General features: G+C 68.5%; 14 protein-coding genes and 2 tRNA genes. 14 read left to right on the plus strand and 2 right to left on the minus strand.

Annotated features, from left to right (window positions below):
• Positions 1 to 7: 7 nt before the first annotated feature.
• Positions 8 to 81, minus strand: a tRNA-Gly gene (locus tag ACFC0D_RS28775).
• Positions 82 to 212: 131 nt separating this feature from the next.
• Between ACFC0D_RS28775 and ACFC0D_RS28780 the strand changes: the two genes are divergently transcribed.
• The 5 genes from ACFC0D_RS28780 (at position 213) to clpX (ending at position 4,860) form a co-directional block, all read left to right on the plus strand.
• Positions 213 to 289: transfer RNA gene (locus ACFC0D_RS28780), tRNA-Pro, on the plus strand.
• Between the two features lie 161 nt (positions 290 to 450).
• The gene (tig, locus tag ACFC0D_RS28785) at positions 451 to 1,845 is read left to right on the plus strand and encodes a trigger factor (protein WP_376441916.1); all 1,395 of its coding nucleotides are present in this window, start codon (positions 451 to 453) and stop codon (positions 1,843 to 1,845) included.
• Between the two features lie 231 nt (positions 1,846 to 2,076).
• Positions 2,077 to 2,694: an ATP-dependent Clp protease proteolytic subunit gene (locus ACFC0D_RS28790; RefSeq protein WP_376441919.1), complete on the plus strand. Its 618-nt coding sequence runs from the start codon at positions 2,077 to 2,079 to the stop codon at positions 2,692 to 2,694.
• 63 nt (positions 2,695 to 2,757) lie between these two features.
• Positions 2,758 to 3,420, plus strand: coding sequence for an ATP-dependent Clp protease proteolytic subunit (locus tag ACFC0D_RS28795; protein ID WP_315893324.1), 663 nt, complete (start codon positions 2,758 to 2,760; stop codon positions 3,418 to 3,420).
• 156 nt (positions 3,421 to 3,576) lie between these two features.
• On the plus strand, positions 3,577 to 4,860 hold the full coding sequence (gene clpX / locus ACFC0D_RS28800) for an ATP-dependent Clp protease ATP-binding subunit ClpX (RefSeq protein WP_158987286.1): 1,284 nt from the start codon (positions 3,577 to 3,579) through the stop codon (positions 4,858 to 4,860).
• A 541-nt stretch (positions 4,861 to 5,401) separates the two neighbouring features.
• On the opposite strand, the gene ACFC0D_RS28805 is transcribed toward clpX, so the two are convergent.
• Positions 5,402 to 6,391, minus strand: a complete 990-nt coding sequence (locus ACFC0D_RS28805) for a hypothetical protein (protein ID WP_376441923.1) — start codon at positions 6,389 to 6,391, stop codon at positions 5,402 to 5,404.
• Positions 6,392 to 6,532: 141 nt separating this feature from the next.
• Here ACFC0D_RS28805 and ACFC0D_RS28810 point away from each other — a divergent pair, with 141 nt between their 5' ends.
• The 9 genes from ACFC0D_RS28810 (at position 6,533) to mrdA (ending at position 18,475) form a co-directional block, all read left to right on the plus strand.
• Positions 6,533 to 9,154, plus strand: a complete 2,622-nt coding sequence (locus ACFC0D_RS28810) for a valine--tRNA ligase (protein ID WP_376441926.1) — start codon at positions 6,533 to 6,535, stop codon at positions 9,152 to 9,154.
• 137 nt (positions 9,155 to 9,291) lie between these two features.
• Positions 9,292 to 10,434, plus strand: a complete 1,143-nt coding sequence (locus ACFC0D_RS28815) for a sensor histidine kinase (RefSeq protein ID WP_376441929.1) — start codon at positions 9,292 to 9,294, stop codon at positions 10,432 to 10,434.
• A 163-nt stretch (positions 10,435 to 10,597) separates the two neighbouring features.
• Positions 10,598 to 12,115 (plus strand): bifunctional folylpolyglutamate synthase/dihydrofolate synthase, encoded by a 1,518-nt coding sequence (locus tag ACFC0D_RS28820; RefSeq protein WP_376441932.1) that lies wholly within the window; start codon positions 10,598 to 10,600, stop codon positions 12,113 to 12,115.
• 5 nt (positions 12,116 to 12,120) lie between these two features.
• Positions 12,121 to 12,468, plus strand: a complete 348-nt coding sequence (locus ACFC0D_RS28825; protein ID WP_376441934.1) for a DUF4233 domain-containing protein — start codon at positions 12,121 to 12,123, stop codon at positions 12,466 to 12,468.
• A gap of 151 nt (positions 12,469 to 12,619) precedes the next feature.
• Complete coding sequence (ndk, locus tag ACFC0D_RS28830) at positions 12,620 to 13,033, plus strand: nucleoside-diphosphate kinase (protein ID WP_376441937.1); 414 nt, start codon at positions 12,620 to 12,622, stop codon at positions 13,031 to 13,033.
• Between the two features lie 284 nt (positions 13,034 to 13,317).
• Positions 13,318 to 14,337 carry a rod shape-determining protein gene (locus tag ACFC0D_RS28835; RefSeq protein WP_376441939.1) on the plus strand — a complete coding sequence of 340 codons (1,020 nt, stop codon included), beginning with the start codon at positions 13,318 to 13,320 and terminating at the stop codon, positions 14,335 to 14,337.
• A gap of 137 nt (positions 14,338 to 14,474) precedes the next feature.
• Complete coding sequence (mreC, locus tag ACFC0D_RS28840) at positions 14,475 to 15,506, plus strand: rod shape-determining protein MreC (RefSeq protein ID WP_376441942.1); 1,032 nt, start codon at positions 14,475 to 14,477, stop codon at positions 15,504 to 15,506.
• A gap of 4 nt (positions 15,507 to 15,510) precedes the next feature.
• Entirely contained in the window at positions 15,511 to 16,176 is a 666-nt protein-coding gene (mreD, locus tag ACFC0D_RS28845; RefSeq protein ID WP_376441945.1) for a rod shape-determining protein MreD, read from the plus strand.
• Between the two features lie 19 nt (positions 16,177 to 16,195).
• Positions 16,196 to 18,475 carry a penicillin-binding protein 2 gene (gene mrdA, locus ACFC0D_RS28850; protein ID WP_376441948.1) on the plus strand — a complete coding sequence of 760 codons (2,280 nt, stop codon included), beginning with the start codon at positions 16,196 to 16,198 and terminating at the stop codon, positions 18,473 to 18,475.

The raw sequence follows: 18,475 nt of genomic DNA on the forward strand, positions 1-18,475 counted from the left end.
GGCCGTATGGAGCGGGCGACGGGAATCGAACCCGCGTAGCTAGTTTGGAAGACTAGGGCTCTACCATTGAGCTACGCCCGCAAAGGACGCGCCGCAGGTCACGAGGGCCGCGGCACGGACAGCATCGTAGCGGGTTCCTGGCGGTCCCCGCACACCCCATAAAGAGGGGGCGTCGCACTGTCTCCGTGCATGTACCCTACGTGTCGCACCGACGGGGTGTGGCGCAGCTTGGTAGCGCGTCCGCTTTGGGAGCGGAAGGCCGTGGGTTCAAATCCCGCCACCCCGACCACCAAGATCACGGATCACAAGATCGCGTTGTGGGCCTCATCCCGCTTGCGGTTACTATGCAAGCTGCGTGCCCGTGTGTCTCTCTGACCGGGCCGATCGGCCGGAACCGCCACCAAGCGGCATCGGCAGAATCCAAGAATCAGCCACCAAGGAGACCGAACCGTGAAGAGCGCCGTGGAGACCCTGAACCCGACCCGGGTTCGGCTCACTGTCGAGGTGCCCTTCGAGGAGCTCAAGGACAGCCTCGACGCGGCGTACAAGAAGATCAACCAGCAGGTCACGGTCAAGGGCTTCCGCAAGGGCAAGATCCCGGCTCGTGTGATCGACCAGCGGTTCGGGCGTGGTGCGGTGCTGGAGGAGGCCGTCAACGACGCCCTCCCGAAGTTCTACACCGAGGCCGTCAACGAGGCCGAGGTCAACCCGCTGGGTCAGCCCGAGGTCGACATCACCGAGCTGAAGGACGGCGAGCTGCTGGCCTTCACCGCCGAGGTCGACATCCGCCCGACGATCGAGATCCCGGACTACTCCGGCATCGAGGTCACCGTCGACGCGGTCGAGGTCACCGACGAGGACGTCGAGAAGTCCGTGGAGCAGCTGCGCGAGCGCTTCGCCTCCACGAACCCGGTCGAGCGCGCCGCCGCCGAGGGTGACGTCGTCACCATCGACCTCGAGGCCAAGGTCGACGGCGAGGTCCTGCCCGACGGTGTCGCCCAGGGCGTCTCGTACACCATCGGTTCCGGCGAGCTCCTCGACGGCATCGACGAGGCCGTCACCGGCCTCGAGGCCGGCGGCGAGGCCACCTTCACCTCGCAGCTGAAGGGCGGCTCCGCCGAGGGCAAGGACGCCGAGGTCACCGTCAAGGTCACCGCCGTCTCCGCCCGTGAGCTCCCCGAGCTGGACGACGACTTCGCGCAGCTCGCGTCGGAGTTCGACACCCTCGACGAGCTCAAGGTCGACAGCCGCAAGCGCCTCGAGAACATGAAGCAGTTCGACCAGGCCACCCAGGCCCAGGAGCGCGTCCTCGACGAGCTGCTGAAGCTGGCGGACGTCCCGATGCCCGAGAAGCTGCTCGAGGACGAGATCAACACCCGCAAGCACAACCTGGAGCACCACCAGCTCGGCCAGATGGGCCTGACCCTCGAGAAGTACCTGGAGATCCAGGGCAAGACCGAGGAAGAGTTCCTGGCGGAGACCAAGGAGCAGGCCGAGAAGGGCATCAAGACGCAGTTCATCCTCGATGAGCTCGTCAACAAGGAGAAGCTGAACGTCAGCCAGGAGGAGCTCACCGAGCACCTCATGCGCCGCGCCGCCTCCTCCGGCATGTCCCCCGACCAGTTCGCCCAGGCCGTCGTCGAGGGTGGCCAGGTGCCGATGCTCGTCGGCGAGGTCGCCCGCGGCAAGGCCCTCGCGGTCGTCGTCGAGGCCGCCAAGGTCGTCGACACCAACGGTGAGGTCGTGGACCTCGAGGACGAAGAGGACGAGACCGAGACCGCCGCCGAGGCCGTCGAGGCCGTCACCGGCGAGACCGAGGTCGCCGAGGAGAAGAACGAGGCCTGAGCCTCGCTTCGAACCGCAGGTCCACGGGCCCGGACGCACTGCTGTGCGCCGGGCCCGTGCCCGTATTCCGGGCCTCGCGGGAGTTCGACAACCTTGCGCTCCCAGCGAACAGTTAGAGAACCGGGATGGCGTTGTCCGACCTGCGCGTTAGGGTCCATGAATACGAGGGCACTGCCCTCGGAACAAGACGCTGAGACGGCCCGTCGCCGTCGGAGACGAGCAGGTGGATACGTGACGAATCTGAAGCCTTACGCCGCGGGTGAGCCGTCCATCGGTGGTGGCCTCGGCGACCATGTCTACAACCGGCTGCTCGGCGAGCGCATCATCTTCCTCGGCCAGCAGGTCGACGACGAGATCGCCAACAAGATCACCGCGCAGATGCTCCTCCTGGCCGCCGAGCCGGAGAAGGACATCTTCCTGTACATCAACAGCCCGGGTGGCTCGGTGACCGCCGGCATGGCCGTCTACGACACCATGCAGTTCATCCCGAACGACGTCGTCACCATCGGTATGGGCATGGCGGCCTCCATGGGCCAGTTCCTGCTCACCGCGGGCACCCCCGGCAAGCGCTTCGCGCTGCCGAACACCGACATCCTGATGCACCAGGGCTCCGCCGGCATCGGCGGCACCGCCTCGGACATCAAGATCCAGGCCGAGTACCTCCTTCGCACGAAGAAGCGCATGGCCGAGATCACCGCGCACCACTCCGGCCAGACCGTCGAGACGATCATCCGCGACGGCGACCGCGACCGCTGGTTCACCGCGGACGAGGCCAAGAACTACGGCCTCATCGACGACATCATCACCCACGCCGCGGGCGTTCCCGGCGGCGGCGGCACGGGCGCCTGAGCCCGGCAGACCGCTGAAGAGCCCCAGCACCCGCCGAACGCCACCAGGACGGTGAACTTCCAGATGCAGAACAACCTCTCCCCGAGCGGCCTCTACACCGGCGCGCCGATGGACAACCGGTACGTCGTCCCGCGCTTCGTCGAGCGCACCTCGCAGGGCATCCGCGAGTACGACCCGTACGCGAAGCTCTTCGAAGAGCGTGTGATCTTCCTCGGCGTGCAGATCGACGACGCCTCCGCCAACGACGTCATGGCCCAGCTGCTGTGCCTGGAGTCGATGGACCCGGACCGCGACATCTCGATCTACATCAACAGCCCCGGTGGCTCCTTCACCGCGCTGACGGCCATCTACGACACGATGCAGTTCGTCAAGCCGGACATCCAGACGGTCTGCATGGGCCAGGCGGCCTCCGCCGCGGCCGTGCTGCTCGCCGCCGGTACGCCCGGCAAGCGGATGGCCCTGCCGAACGCCCGTGTGCTGATCCACCAGCCCTCCGGCGGCACCGGCCGTGAGCAGCTCTCCGACCTGGAGATCGCGGCCAACGAGATCCTGCGGATGCGGACCCAGCTCGAGGAGATGCTGGCCAAGCACTCCTCGACGCCGATCGAGAAGATCCGCGACGACATCGAGCGCGACAAGATCCTGACCGCCGAGGACGCCCTCGCGTACGGCCTGGTCGACCAGATCGTCTCGACCCGCAAGACCACGGCCGCCGCGGCAGCCTGACGCTCGGCCTTCCCCTGGCACGGTCCGTGTGGCCGAATCACGACCATGTGAACCGTGCCAAGGGGGGCCCGAACGGGGGGCCCGGCAAGGTACCGTCGAATATGAGGCACCAGGAGTCGCTGAACCAGGCGCTCCCAGGCGAAGGGGAAGCACCTCGTGGCACGCATCGGTGATGGCGGCGATCTGCTCAAGTGCTCGTTCTGCGGAAAGAGCCAGAAGCAGGTGAAGAAGCTCATCGCGGGACCCGGTGTGTACATCTGCGATGAGTGCATCGACCTCTGCAACGAGATCATCGAGGAAGAACTCGCGGAGACGAGCGAGGTGCGGTGGGAGGAGCTCCCCAAGCCTCGCGAGATCTACGAGTTCCTCGAGGGGTACGTCGTCGGGCAGGAGCCCGCGAAGAAGGCCCTCTCGGTCGCGGTGTACAACCACTACAAGCGCGTCCAGGCCGGCGAGAACGGCGGTGGCGCGGGACGTGACGACGCCATCGAGCTGGCGAAGTCCAACATTCTGCTGCTGGGCCCCACGGGCTCCGGCAAGACGCTCCTGGCGCAGACGCTCGCCCGCATGCTCAACGTCCCGTTCGCCATCGCCGACGCGACGGCGCTGACGGAGGCCGGGTATGTCGGCGAGGACGTCGAGAACATCCTGCTCAAGCTGATCCAGGCGGCCGACTACGACGTCAAGAAGGCCGAGACCGGGATCATCTACATCGACGAGATCGACAAGGTCGCCCGGAAGAGCGAAAACCCGTCGATCACGCGTGACGTGAGCGGTGAGGGCGTGCAGCAGGCGCTCCTCAAGATCCTTGAGGGCACCACCGCCTCCGTACCGCCGCAGGGCGGCCGGAAGCACCCGCACCAGGAGTTCATCCAGATCGACACGACGAACGTGCTCTTCATCGTGGGCGGCGCCTTCGCCGGCCTGGAGAAGATCATCGAGTCGCGGGCGGGCGCCAAGGGCATCGGCTTCGGGGCGACGATCCGCTCCAAGCGCGAGATCGAGGCGAGCGACCAGTTCCAGGAGGTCATGCCGGAGGACCTGGTGAAGTTCGGGATGATCCCGGAGTTCATCGGCCGTCTCCCCGTCATCACCTCGGTCCACAACCTCGACCGCGAGGCCCTGCTCAAGATCCTCGTCGAGCCGCGCAACGCGCTGGTGAAGCAGTACCAGCGCCTCTTCGAACTCGACGGCGTGGAGCTGGACTTCGACCGCCCGGCCCTGGAGGCCATCGCCGACCAGGCGATCCTGCGCGGCACGGGCGCGCGTGGCCTGCGGGCCATCATGGAAGAGGTCCTGATGTCGGTGATGTACGAGGTCCCGTCCCGCAAGGACGTGGCCCGCGTGGTCATCACGGCGGACGTCGTGCGCAACAACGTGAACCCGACGCTGGTACCGCGGATCGTGAAGAACGACGGGCGGCACGAGAAGTCGGCGTAGCCGTCGAGCTGTGTGAGAAGGGGTGTGCGGCCGATCCGGCCGCGCACCCCTTCCGCGTTCAGAGGTTGTTACGCCAGACGGCATGAATTGAAGCGGGCGGCCCAGACGCGGACCCCTGCGTCGGAAAGTATCTTCATACAGGCGTCGCTGGGAATCGGCATGCCTGAAGAGTGGTCGGCCGGCCAACCGCAGGCGGACCTGACTTTCGGGCCGACGGTATAGCCGTACCGGGACATCTGAGCTACGCAGTCGCCTTGGTCTGCTGACGCAGGTGCTGCGGTCACAAGCGGGGCCGCAACAGCTGCTGCCGTGAGAGCGAGAGCCGTGATGAGGCGCCGGGCCTTCAGGTGTGTCATGTGAGTTCCCATGAGTCGCGAAACGAGCGTTCGAACCTGCTCAAGGGATCATGTGACGAGGGGAGATGTCGGTCGTGGCCAGGAAGTTGGCCTGATCGATCTGCTGTTCGGCAGGGTGGCGATCTGGGGGCGGTAGGGGCCCAGTTGGGTGGTCTGATCCAACGGGCCCGTCCCGGCGGCGATGGTCAGGCCTTGGTGCGTGACGCCGCGTAGAGCTTCGCCGTCTGCTCCGCCACCTCGTCCTGCGGGACCAGGACCTGGCCCGTGGCGGCGCCCGCCAGGTCCATCAGGTTGACGGAGCCGACCGTGGAGTAGTCGGCCCAGGCGCAGGTGTAGAACTCCGTCGACTTCGGCCCGGGCTGGGTGGACTCCTTGGTGCTGCTCATCTTGACCTTGGCGCACTGCATGAGCGCACCTTCGAAGCCGGAGGGCGTCACACTCTCCGGGCCGCTCACGACCTCGTACTTCAGGCCGAGGGCCTCGAGATCCTTGTTGTTCTTGCCCAGGTTGTCGAAGAAGGAGTCGAGCGTCTTCGCCGGGTCGGCGACCTCGCCGTACAGACCGCTGAAGGACAGCTGCTTGCCCTTGAGCGGGGTGCTGTCGTTCTTGTACTGGGCGTTGGCCTGAGCGGCGTTCTTGATGCCCATGGCCTCGGCCCGCGCCTTCGGCTCGTCCTTGAGCGGCCCGTCCTGCGAAGGCCCTTCGTTCGGGACCTTCTTGTACTCGCCGACGCTCTCCGGGGCGGAGATCTTGTACCCCTTGGTGTCGTCGCTCACCGCCCCGTTGCCGGCACCGCTACCGAACATGAAGTAGGCGCCCACACCCAGCGCGGCTACCACGGCGACGCCGCCGATGATCAGGCCCGTCTTCTTGCCACCGCCCTGCGCCGGAGGCGGGGGCGGCATGTAGCCGCCGGGGGCCTGGCCGTACGGGGGCTGCTGAGGAGGCTGGCCGTAGGGACCCGGCTGCTGGGGCTGGCCGTACGGCCCCGGCTGCTGCTGCGGGTAGCCGTAGGGCTGCTGCGGCGGCACGCCCTGAGGTGCCTGCTGCGGGTACCCATAGCCGGGCTGCGGCGCTTGCGGCGGCTGGCCGTACGGTCCGGGCTGGCCCGGCTGACCGTAAGGCCCGGGCTGCTGAGGCTGACCGCCGTACGGGCCCGGCTGGTTGTAGCTCATGGACAGGTTCCCCTCACAGGATGTTTATGCGTAGCGAACAACATCCTGTCGGAAGCCCGGCCCCGCAGGGGCGCCGGGGGGCACACCGTTACGGAACAATCGAGTTTCAGGACAACCGTGCCGCACCCCTAAACTGACCCCGTGACCGAGAACACTCAGCAGCAGACAGCAGCCAACCCCGAACTGCCGACCCAGTACGCGCCGGCCGAAGTAGAGGGGAAGCTGTACGAGCGCTGGGTAGAGCGGGGCTACTTCGAAGCCGACGAGAACAGCGACAAGCCGCCGTACACCATCGTCATCCCGCCGCCGAACGTCACCGGTTCGCTCCACCTGGGCCACGCCTTCGAGCACACGCTGATCGACGCCCTCACCCGCCGCAAGCGGATGCAGGGGTACGAGACGCTGTGGCAGCCCGGCATGGACCACGCCGGCATCGCCACCCAGAACGTCGTCGAGCGCGAGCTCGCCAAGGAGGGCAAGTCCCGCCACGACCTGGGTCGCGAGGCGTTCGTCGAGCGTGTCTGGCAGTGGAAGGCCGAGTCCGGCGGTCAGATCTCCGGCCAGATGAAGCGCCTGGGTGACGGCGTCGACTGGTCCCGCGAGCGGTTCACCATGGACGAGGGCCTCTCGCAGTCCGTCCAGACCATCTTCAAGAAGCTGTACGACGACGAGCTGATCTACCGCGCCGAGCGCATCATCAACTGGTGCCCGCGCTGTCTGACGGCCATCTCGGACATCGAGGTCGAGTACCAGGACGACGACGGCGAGCTCGTCTCCATCCGGTACGGCGAGGGTGACGCGTCCATCGTCGTCGCCACGACCCGCGCCGAGACGATGCTCGGTGACACGGCCGTCGCCGTCCACCCGGAGGACGAGCGCTACAAGCACCTGGTCGGCACCGAGATCGAGCTGCCGCTGACCGGCCGCCGGATCCCGGTCGTCGCCGACGAGCACGTCGACCCCGAGTTCGGCACCGGCGCCGTCAAGGTGACCCCCGCGCACGACCCGAACGACTTCGAGATCGGCCAGCGCCACGGCCTGCCGAACCTCGCCGTCATGGACGAGCGCGCGGTCATCACCGCCCACGGCCCCTTCCAGGGTCTGGACCGCCTGGAGGCCCGTTCCGCCATCGTCGCCGCGCTGCGCGCCGAGGGCCGGATCGTCGCCGAGAAGCGTCCGTACACCCACTCCGTCGGCCACTGCTCGCGCTGCAAGACCACCATCGAGCCGCGCCTGTCGATGCAGTGGTGGGTCAAGGTCGGCACGCTCGCGCAGGCCGCCGGTGACGCCGTCCGCGACGGCAAGGTCAAGATCCACCCGCAGGAGATGGAGAAGCGGTACTTCGACTGGGTCGACAACCTGCACGACTGGTGCATCTCGCGCCAGCTGTGGTGGGGCCACCGCATCCCGGTCTGGTACGGCCCGAACGGCGAGGTCGTCTGCGTCGGACCGGACGAGCAGCCGCCGACGGGTGAGGGCTGGCACCAGGACACCGACGTCCTGGACACCTGGTTCTCCTCCGGCCTGTGGCCGTTCTCCACGCTCGGCTGGCCGGAGCAGACCGACAGCCTCGCGAAGTTCTACCCGAACTCCGTCTTGGTCACCGGCTACGACATCCTCTTCTTCTGGGTCGCCCGGATGATGATGTTCGGTCTGTACGCGATGGACGGAACCCCGCCGTTCCACACCATCGCCCTGCACGGCATGGTCCGTGACCAGAACGGCAAGAAGATGTCGAAGTCCTTCGGCAACGTGGTCAACCCGCTGGACTGGATGGACGAGTACGGCTCCGACGCCGTCCGCTTCACCCTGGCCAACGGCGCCAATCCGGGCGTCGACGTCCCGATCGGCGAGGACTGGGTCAAGGCCTCCCGGAACTTCGCCAACAAGATCTGGAACGCCACCCGCTTCGCCCTGATGAACGGCGCGACGGTCGAGGGCCCGCTGCCGGACCCGTCGGAGATGTCCGCGACGGACCGCTGGATCCTCTCGCGGCTCAACAAGACGGTCGCCGAGGTCGACGCGTTCTACGACGACTACCAGTTCGCGAAGCTCGCCGACGCCCTGTACCACTTCGCGTGGGACGAGGTCTTCGACTGGTACGTCGAGCTGTCGAAGACGACGTTCTTCGCGGGCGGCGACCAGGCCAAGGTCTCCGGCCGGGTCCTCGGCGAGGTCCTGGACGTGATGCTGCGGCTGCTCCACCCGATCGTCCCGTTCGTCACCGAGACGCTCTGGACCACGCTCACCGGCAAGGAGTCCGTCGTCATCGCCGACTGGCCCACCGACTCCGGCTTCCGCGACGACCCCGCCGAGAAGGAGATCGAGCTCGTCCAGCAGGTCGTCACCGAGGTCCGTCGCTTCCGTTCCGACCAGGGTCTGCAGCCCGGTCAGAAGGTTCCGGCCCGTCTCGACCTGGCCGGCACCGCGCTCGCCCCGCACGAGGCGGCCATCCGTCAGCTGCTCCGTCTCCAGCCGGAGGGCGAGGGCTTCTCCGCCACCGCCTCCCTGCCGATCGCCGGTGCCACGGTCGCGCTCGACCTGTCCGGCACGATCGACGTGGCGGCGGAGCGCAAGCGTCTCGCCAAGGACCTCGCGGCCGCGGAGAAGGAGAAGGCGCAGGCCAACGGGAAGCTCGGCAACGAGGCGTTCCTGGCGAAGGCGCCGGACAACGTGGTCGACAAGATCCGTACGCGGCTCGCCAAGGCGGACGAGGACATCGCCCGTATCCAGGCGCAGCTGGAGCGGCTGCCGCAGGCGTAAGAGCTTGTAGGAGCTGATGAAGGGCCCGGGACCGACATGGTTCCGGGCCCTTCTCTTTTGTCTGGAGTGCGTGATATCACACTACTTGTGACCTAGGTCATGCCGTTCAGGTCCAGGGACCTTGGATGATGGAGGGCATGCCCCGTCTCCCCACCCTGCCCGCGCTGCGCCGCCGCGTGGACCGGTGGGCGGGTTCACCGCACGCCCTCGACGTCATCGCCGCCGTCAGCGCCTTCGCCCTGATGGTCCTGGACGTGCCGGGGCTCGCGCGCGCCGACAACTCGCTGACCGGCGTCACGGCGACCCTCGTCCTGGCGGCCGGCGCGGCCACGCTGGTGCTGCGGCGCCGGCTGCCCTGGATCCCGTACCTGGTGGCGCTCGCCCTGCTGGGCTGGCTGCACGAGCTGACGATGATTCAGTTCGCGCTGTACTCGCTGGGCCGCTTCCGGGGCCGCAGGATCGCCGTCGTCGCGACCGTGCTCTATGTGGGCGTGGCGTACACGCTGTTCCAGACGCCCGGCTGGCCCGCGCGGCACGGCGAGACGCTCAGTGACTTCCTCAGTCTCGTCGTCCCCATCGGCGTGCTCGCGGCGGGCGTCGGCATCGCCGCGTACCGGCAGGACCTGGTCCGCGCCCTGGAGTGCCAGCGTGCCGACGCCGCGGCACGGCAGGCGGTGCAGGAGGAGCGGATCTCGGTCGGCAGGGACGTCCACGACCTGGTGGGCCGGGAACTGACCGTGCTCGCCGTCCGGGCCGAGGTGCTCGCCGTCCGGGCCAGGGGCGAGGCGCACATGAAGGACTTCGAGGAGCTCGCGGACACCGCGCGGCGCGCCCACCACATGCTGAACGAGACGATCGTGCGCCGGGCCGACCACGGCACCGCCACGCCCGGTCTCGACGGGCTCTCCGGGCTCGCGGAGGAGAGCGAGCGGATGGGCAGCCCGGTCGAGCTCGCGGTCGCCGAGGAGGCGAAGGCGCTCTCCCCGCTGCGCCAGACGGCCGTACACCGGGTCGTCCAGGAGTGTCTGACGAACGCGGCCAAGCACGCGCCGGGGCTGCCGGTGGCTGTGACGATCTCGGTGACCGGCCCCGACCTGCGCGTCGAGGTTCGCAACCCGCTCCCGACGACCCCGCCGGACCGCGCCCCGGTCTCGACGGGTACGGGGCTGTTCTCCATGGGGGAGCGCGTCACCAGCATGGGCGGCAGCCTCTCGGCCGGGCCGGACGATGACACATACGCGGTGACCGCGCTGCTGCCGACGGGCTTCGGGGTGCACTGACGGGCCTCGGGTGCACCCGGCGGGCCTTCGGGGTGCGTGCGCCCACGGCTTTCGGGGTGCGACGGCGGGGCTCGGGGTGCGTGTGAGAGGGCCGAGTGGGTCGGGAAAGTCCCGAAAGGGGTGCGTCCATCGGTCTGTCGGTCCCCCTCCGTAGACTGGGTCCGTGAGTGAGCCCCGCGACCAGTTCGACGCGTCCGACCCGTCCGACCCGTTCGACGAGATCGTCGACACAGAGACCAACCGGGACCCCGACCTGGCGGTGATCGAGGCTGGCAGCCGCACGCTGCGCGCGCAGGCCGGCCCGCCCCAGGGCGACCCCGTGCCCGCCCGGCCCGCCGACCCTGAGGTGGACAGGGCGCTGCGCGAGGTCGAGACCGAGCTGGCGACCCGCTGGGGCGAGACCAAGCTGGAGCCCTCGGTGACGCGGATCGCGGCGCTGATGGACGTGCTCGGCGAGCCCCAGCGCGCGTACCCCTCGATCCACATCACGGGTACGAACGGGAAGACGTCCACGGCCCGCATCGTCGAGGCCCTGCTGACCGCGTTCGACCTGCGCACCGGGCGGTACACCTCGCCGCACGTGCAGACGATCACCGAGCGGATCAGCCTGGACGGCGCCCCCATCTCCGCCGAGGGCTTCATCGAGACGTACCAGGACATCAAGCCGTACGTGGAGCTGGTGGACGCGCGCGAGGAGATCCGGCTCTCCTTCTTCGAGGTCCTCACCGGAATGGCGTACGCGGCCTTCGCCGACGCCCCGGTGGACGTGGCGGTCGTCGAGGTCGGCATGGGCGGCACCTGGGACGCGACCAACGTCATCGACGCCTCGGTCGCCGTCGTCACCCCGATCGACCTCGACCACACCGACCGACTCGGCGGGACGCCCGGCGAGATCGCCGGCGAGAAGTCCGGGATCATCAAGCAGGGCGCGACGGTGATCCTGGCCCAGCAGCCGGTGGACGCCGCCCAGGTCATGCTGAAGAAGGCCGTCGAGGTCGATGCGACGGTCGCCCGCGAGGGCATGGAGTTCGGCGTCGTCTCCCGCGAGATCGCGGTGGGCGGCCAGTTGCTCACCCTGCGCGGGCTCGGCGGCGAGTACGAAGAGGTCTTCCTGCCGCTGTACGGCGCGCACCAGGCGCACAACGCGGCGGTCGCCCTCGCGGCGGTCGAGGCGTTCTTCGGCATCGGCGCCGAGCACGCCCGCACCCTGGACCTCGAGACCGTCCGCCGTGCCTTCGCCTCGGTGGCCTCCCCGGGCCGCCTCGAGGTCGTCCGCAGCTCCCCGACGGTGATCCTGGACGCCGCGCACAACCCGCACGGCGCGCGGGCGACGGCCGACGGCATCAGCGAGTCGTTCGGCTTCTCGCGGCTCGTCGGCGTCGTCTCCACCAGCTCCGACAAGGACGCCAAGGGGCTGCTCGAAGCCTTCGAGCCGATCTTCGCGGAGATCGTCGTCACGGCGAACTCCAACCCCCGTGCGACGGACGTGGACACGCTCGCGGCGATCGCGGTGGAGGTCTTCGGCGACGACCGGGTGGTCGTCGAGCCGCGGCTGGACGACGCCATCGAGGCGGCGATCACCCTGGCGGAGGAAGAGGACGAGTACGCGGGAGCGGGCGTCCTGGTGACCGGTTCGATCTTCACGGTCGGGGATGCCCGACTGCTCCTCGGAAGGCGCTGAATCCGATGCGTACGCTCTGTGCCTCGACGCTGATCGGCGAGTTCTTCGTCATCGGGTTCGCCGGGCTCGTCGCCATGAAGGACGCGAGCCTGTCGATGGCCGCGGTCTGGTGGGTCTGCGGCATCGCGATGCTGGTGTCGGTGCTGCTGTGCGGGATGATCACGCGCCCGGGCGGGCTCCAGCTCGGGTGGGCGCTCCAGATCGCTCTCGTCGCGAGCGGCTTCGTGGTGCCGGTGATGTTCTTCCTGGGCGCGACCTTCGCGGTGCTGTGGTGGGCCTCGATCCACTACGGCCGCAAGATCGACGAGGCGAAGGCACGCTGGGCCGCGCAGGCCGAGGCGGAGGCGGCGTAGCGGCTCCGGAGACCCGGTGGGCCGCTCCCGGGACGGGGTGGCACCCAGGAAGCGGAGCAGCCCCCTCCTGAGGCTGACGCTGCGTAATCGGCGGCTGTGGTGGCCCTGTAGCCTCTGAGTCCCGCACACCGTTTTTGAAGGAGTCTCTACCGTGAGCCAGCGCACGCTCGTCCTGCTCAAGCCCGACGCCGTCCGCCGTGGCCTGATCGGCGAGATCATCGGCCGTATCGAGCGCAAGGCGGGCTGGACCATCTCCGCGCTCGAACTGCGTGAGCTGAGCCAGGACACGCTGGAGCAGCACTACGGCGAGCACAAGGGCAAGCCCTTCTACGAGCCGCTGATGGGCTTCATGCAGTCCGGCCCCGTCGTCGCCCTGGTCGTCGAGGGCGAGCGTGTCATCGAGGGCCTGCGGACCCTCGCCGGCCCGACCGACCCGATCGCCGCGGCCCCCGGCTCCATTCGCGGGGATTTCGGCACCATCGTCCGGGAGAACCTCATCCACGCCTCGGACTCGGAGGAGTCCGCCATTCGGGAAATGAAGCTTTTCTTCCCCGGTCTGGCGTGACCCGGGGCTGACCCGGTGTCAGCCATCCAACCCAACAACCTGGGGCGACCGAAGGAATTTCGGTCGCCCCCGGGCATATGAACCGCTGGGCCGGGAACGCATCGCAGCGTCCTACCGTCACCTATACAGAGGTGGACCACCGCGCGGTATCCGGGTAGGCGGCACTACGATGGAAAACTCCACGCCGCAGCACCCGAATACCCACCACCTCGCCGACCTGAGAAGCCGTCAACGCTCCAATTGGGAAGGCCCGACGCATCCTCATGGGAAACAAGGGGAACTCAATGTCGTTCATCGGCCGTGACATGGCTGTCGACCTCGGGACCGCCAACACGCTGGTGTACGTCAGGGGTCGAGGCATCGTTCTGAACGAGCCGTCCGTCGTCGCGATCAACACCAACACCGGCGGAATCCTGGCGGTCGGCGCCGAGGCGAAGAAGATGATCGGCCGGACGCCCGGCAACATCGTCGCCGTCCGGCCCCTGAAGGACGGTGTGATCGCCGACTTCGAGATCACCGAGCGTATGCTCCGCTACTTCATCCTCAAGATCCACAAGCGCCGTTACCTGGCTCGCCCCCGGGTCGTCGTGTGTGTGCCCTCCGGTATCACCGGAGTGGAGCGCCGCGCCGTCATCGAGGCGTCCACCCAGGCCGGCGCCCGACAGGTGCACATCATCGAGGAGCCCATGGCCGCGGCCATCGGCTCGGGCCTCCCGGTCCACGAGGCGACCGGCAACATGGTCGTCGACATCGGCGGTGGCACCACCGAGGTCGCCGTGATCTCACTGGGCGGAATCGTCACGGCACAGTCGATCCGGGTGGCCGGCGACGAGCTCGACAACGCGATCATCCAGCACATCAAGAAGGAGTACTCGCTCCTCCTCGGTGAGCGCACCGCCGAGCAGATCAAGATCACCATCGGCTCGGCGTACGACCTCGACAAGGACGAACACACCGAGATCCGCGGCCGTGACCTCGTCTCCGGTCTGCCCAAGACCGTGGTCATCTCGGCCGCCGAGGTCCGCAAGGCCATCGAGGAGCCGGTCAACGCCATCGTCGACGCCGTGAAGACGACGCTCGACAAGTGCCCGCCCGAGCTCTCCGGTGACGTGATGGACCGCGGCATCGTTCTCACGGGTGGTGGCGCCCTGCTGCGCGGCCTGGACGAGCGGCTGCGCGCCGAGACCGGGATGCCGATCCACATCGCCGAGGACCCGCTGGACTCGGTGGCACTCGGTTCCGGCAAGTGCGTGGAGGAGTTCGAGGCGCTCCAGCAGGTCCTGGACGCCCAGCCCCGCCGATAACGGATCGGCGACGATCCGCGACGATCGGCTGTACGGGTGGCAAGAACCCCCGTACGGCCGATCGTTGATATAACGGCAAAAAACGGCACGAACCGTACGGAACAACCGAACCAAGAGGAAAGGCACGGCCGCCGCACGTGAGGGACACACGAGAGAGCCGGCTGCTCCTGGTGCTGCTGATCGCCATCGCGTTCGCACTGATCACGGTGGACATCCGCGGCGGCGAGGAGTCACCGGTCGACGGCGCCCGGCAGGCAGCCGCCGCGGTCTTTGGACCGGTCGAGAACGGGGTCGCGTCAGCCGTCGACCCCATCGGCAACGCCATAGGAGCCGTACGCGACTCCGGCGAGCGCCACACCCGGATCGCCGCCCTCGAACGCGAGAACGCCGCCCTCAAGGCCAAGCTCGGCAGCGACGACCGCAACCGCAGCCGTGTCCGTGAGCTCGACACCCTCCTCAGAACGGCGGGCGCCGGGCAGTACGGCATCAAGGGCGCCGAGGTCATCGCCATAGGGGCGGCCCAGGGCTTCTCATGGACCGTCACCATCGACGCCGGCGCCAACGACGGCATCGAGCGGGACATGACCGTGCTCAACGGCGCCGGTCTCGTCGGCCGCGTCACCACGGTCGGGCCCTCTACCGCGACCGTGCTCCTCGCCAACGACCCGGACTTCACCGTCGGCACCCGCATGGAGAACTCGGACGAGCTCGGCTTCGCCACCGGCCAGGGCAACGGCCCGCTCCTCGTGCAGCTCCTCAACGGCAAGGCGAAGGTGAAGCCCGGCGACCGGCTCGTCACCTTCGGCTCGCAGGCCAACAAGCCCTTCGTGCCCGGCGTGCCGGTCGGGGAGATCGTCCGCGTCGACCCGCTGGGCGGCGGCCTGACCCGCAACGTCTACGTCCGCCCGTACGTCGGCTTCTCCAAGCTCGACATCGTCGGAGTCGTCGTCCAGGCCCCGCGTACCAACCCCCGGGACATGGTCCTGCCGCCCAAGCCCAAGCCGGCCCCGACCGTCACCGTCACGGTCACGCCGCCGCCACCGGAGGGGGAGCGGCAAGCCGGGAACGGAGAGCAGCCGGTGCGAGACGCCACCCAGGACCAGGCCCGCAAGCCCGAGGACCAGCAGCCGGATCAGCAGCAGAACCAGCAGCAGGAGCAGGGGGACTGAGGCCGTGAAGTTCAACCGCATTCTCCTCTCCGTCACCCTCGTGGTCGTCGCCCTGGTCATCCAGGTCTCTGTCCTCGGCCGCCTCCAGCTCCCCGGCGCGGTGCCCGACCTCGTCCTGTTGACCGTCCTCGGCCTCGCGCTCGTGTACGGGCCCGTCAGCGGCTCCCTCATCGGCTTCGGGGCCGGGCTCCTCTCCGACCTCGCCCCACCCGCCGACCACGCCGCGGGCCGCTACGCCCTGGTCCTCTGCGTCATCGGCTACCTCGCCGGACTCGCCCGCCCCGACAACGGCAAGCTGAAGTCCGCCACCGGCCCGATGGCCGTGGTCGTCGCCGCGGCGCTCGGCTCCACCCTTCTGTACGCGGGGGTCGGTGCCCTCGTCGGCGACACCGCCGCCCGCCATGTCGGCCTCGGCTTCCTGCTGTTCACCGCGGCGATCTACGACCTCCTCCTCGCGCCCTTCACCGTGCCGCTGATCATGGCGCTGGCCCGGCGCGCGGAGAACGACCCGCTCGCCGACACCTCCGGAGGCGGCACCGACGTCTCCTCCGGCTGGCTCTCCTCCGGCACCGGCCTGCGGATCGGGAGCCAGCGCGGCGGCATGCTCGTCAAGGCCGCCCGCACCAGAGCCTCACGCGCCGGACGCATCAAGGGAGTCAAGCGACTGTGACCGAGGGGGTACCGGCAGTATGAGCAACATCCCGGAGACCGGGCGGACTCCCAGGGTCCAGATCCGTCTCGTCGTCATCCAGGTCCTCGTCTTCTCCCTCCTCCTCACCCTCGGCGGACGCCTCTGGTACCTCCAGATCCGCAACGGCAAGGAGTACACCGACGAGGCGAAGAGCAACCACGTCCAGCGGGTCGTCCAGCCCGCCGTCCGCGGATCGATCCTCGACGCCCGTGGTGTCCCGCTCGCCGACAACGAGACCCGGCTCGTGGTCTCCGCGTCCCGCACCGAGCTGATGAAGATGAAGGACGACGGCAAGGCCGTCCTCACCCGCCTCGCAGGCGTCCTGGGCATGAAGCCCAAGGACGTCATGGACAAGGTCCGGCTCTGCGACTCCCAGACGCCGCAGCCGTGCTGGAACGGCTCCCCCTACCAGCCGATCCCGATCACCGACGAGGCCACCACGCAGCAGGCCCTGCGGATCCGGGAGAGCACCGAGGACTTCCCCGGCATCACTGCCGAACTCGCCGCCGTACGCCGCTACACGGCGCCCGGCAACGCCCGCACCGCGCAGGTGCTCGGCTACCTCTCGCCGGTCACCGACGAGGAGATCCAGAAGGCCAAGGACACCGACTCGCCGTATCTGCGCTCCGACCAGGTCGGCCGCTCCGGCATCGAACGCACCTACGACAAGGAGCTGCGCGGCAAGGCCGGTGTCACGTCGTACGAGGTCGACAAGATCGGCCGGGTCATGGGCCAGACCCAGTCCGACCCGGGTGTGCCCGGCTCCACTCTCGTCACCAGCATCGACGCCCGCGTCCAGTCGGTCGCCGAGTACGAGCTCCACCAGGCGATGAAGCTGGTCCGGGGCGAGACCGACAAGATCACCGGCCGTAAGTACGAGGCCGACGCGGGTGCCGTCGTCGTCATGGAGTCCAGGACGGGCCGCGTCGTCGCGATGGCGTCCCAGCCCGACTACGACCCGAACGCCTGGGTCGGCGGTATCTCCGGCAAGGACTACGCCCGGCTCACCAGCAAGGACTCCAACTACCCACTGCTCAACCGGGCCATCCAGGGGCAGGCGCCCGCCGGCTCCGTCTTCAAGGTGGTGTCGGCGAGCGCGGCCGTACGGGCCGGATACGACTTCAACGACAAGTACCTCTGCAGCAGCTCCTACAGCATGGGCAACCGGAGCTTCGCGAACTTCGAGTCGCAGGGGCACGGCCCCATCACCCTCGGCGACGCCCTCAAGTACTCCTGCAACACGGTCTTCTACCGTCTAGGCCACCAGGAGTGGAGCCGCGACGGCGGCCTCAAGCCCAACAAGGACGCCCACGACTGGTTCTACCGGACCGCCCGCGACTACGGCTTCGGCTCCGAGACCGGCATCGACGTGCCGAACGAGGTCAAGGGCCGTATCCCGGACCGCCAGTGGAAGCAGAAGTTCTGGGAGGCCAACAAGGACGCCTGGTGCAAGCAGGGCAAGAAGGGGGGCACCTATGTCGAGCAGATCGCCTATGAGAGCTGCCTCGAGGGCAACCAGCTGAAGGCCTACGACAGCATCAACTTCTCCATCGGTCAGGGCGACGTCCTCATCACGCCTGTTCAGCTCGCCACCGCCTACGCGGCGATCAGCAACGGCGGCACCCTCTACAACCCGACCATCGGCAAGGCCGTGATCAGCCCCGACGGCAAGCAGATCCAGGAGATCCCGCCGAAGGCCCACGGCAAGCTGCCGGTCGACGCCCAGACCATCGCCGACCTCGACAAGGGCCTGCGCTCCGTCGTCGAGCCCGGCGGCACCGCCGCCTGGCGGTTCGGCGGCTGGCCCCAGGACAAGATCCCGATGCGGGCCAAGACCGGTACCGCCCAGGTCTACGGCAAGCAGACCACCTCCTGGTTCGCCACGTACACCGACGACTACACGATCGTCATGACGATCTCCCAGGGTGGTACGGGCTCCGGCGCCTCCGGCCCCGCCGTGCGCAACATCTACGACGCCCTCTACGGCCTCGACGACGAGGGCAACCAGGACCTCAAGCGCGCCCTGCTGCCCCAGCCCCAGAAGACGCTGCCGAAGGTCCACGCCGACGGCACCATCGACGCGCCCGACATCAAGCCGTACGACCCCGCCTCGCAGCTCGTCAAGCCGGTCAAGCAGGGCGACGCGGCAGGTGTGGTCGATCCGGCGGGCCAGGGCGATCCGGCAGGTGTGGTCGATCCGGCGGGCCAGGGCGATCCGGTCAAGCCGGACGACGGAAAGCCGCCGCACGCGGGCACCCCGCACCTCTGGAGGGACTGA

Origin of the sequence: Streptomyces sp. NPDC056222, assembly GCF_042264065.1 — a bacterium.
GTDB lineage: Bacteria > Actinomycetota > Actinomycetes > Streptomycetales > Streptomycetaceae > Streptomyces.

Excerpts from the sequence above, each read along its gene's own strand:
- ACFC0D_RS28795 (WP_315893324.1), top strand. The coding sequence starts at position 2,758 with ATGCAGAACAACCTCTCCCCGAGCGGCCTCTACACCGGCGCGCCGATG.
- ACFC0D_RS28805 (WP_376441923.1), bottom strand. The coding sequence starts at position 6,391 with ATGAGCTACAACCAGCCGGGCCCGTACGGCGGTCAGCCTCAGCAGCCC.
- ACFC0D_RS28815 (WP_376441929.1), top strand. The coding sequence starts at position 9,292 with ATGCCCCGTCTCCCCACCCTGCCCGCGCTGCGCCGCCGCGTGGACCGG.
- ACFC0D_RS28825 (WP_376441934.1), top strand. The coding sequence starts at position 12,121 with ATGCGTACGCTCTGTGCCTCGACGCTGATCGGCGAGTTCTTCGTCATC.
- ACFC0D_RS28835 (WP_376441939.1), top strand. The coding sequence starts at position 13,318 with ATGTCGTTCATCGGCCGTGACATGGCTGTCGACCTCGGGACCGCCAAC.
- mrdA (WP_376441948.1), top strand. The coding sequence starts at position 16,196 with ATGAGCAACATCCCGGAGACCGGGCGGACTCCCAGGGTCCAGATCCGT.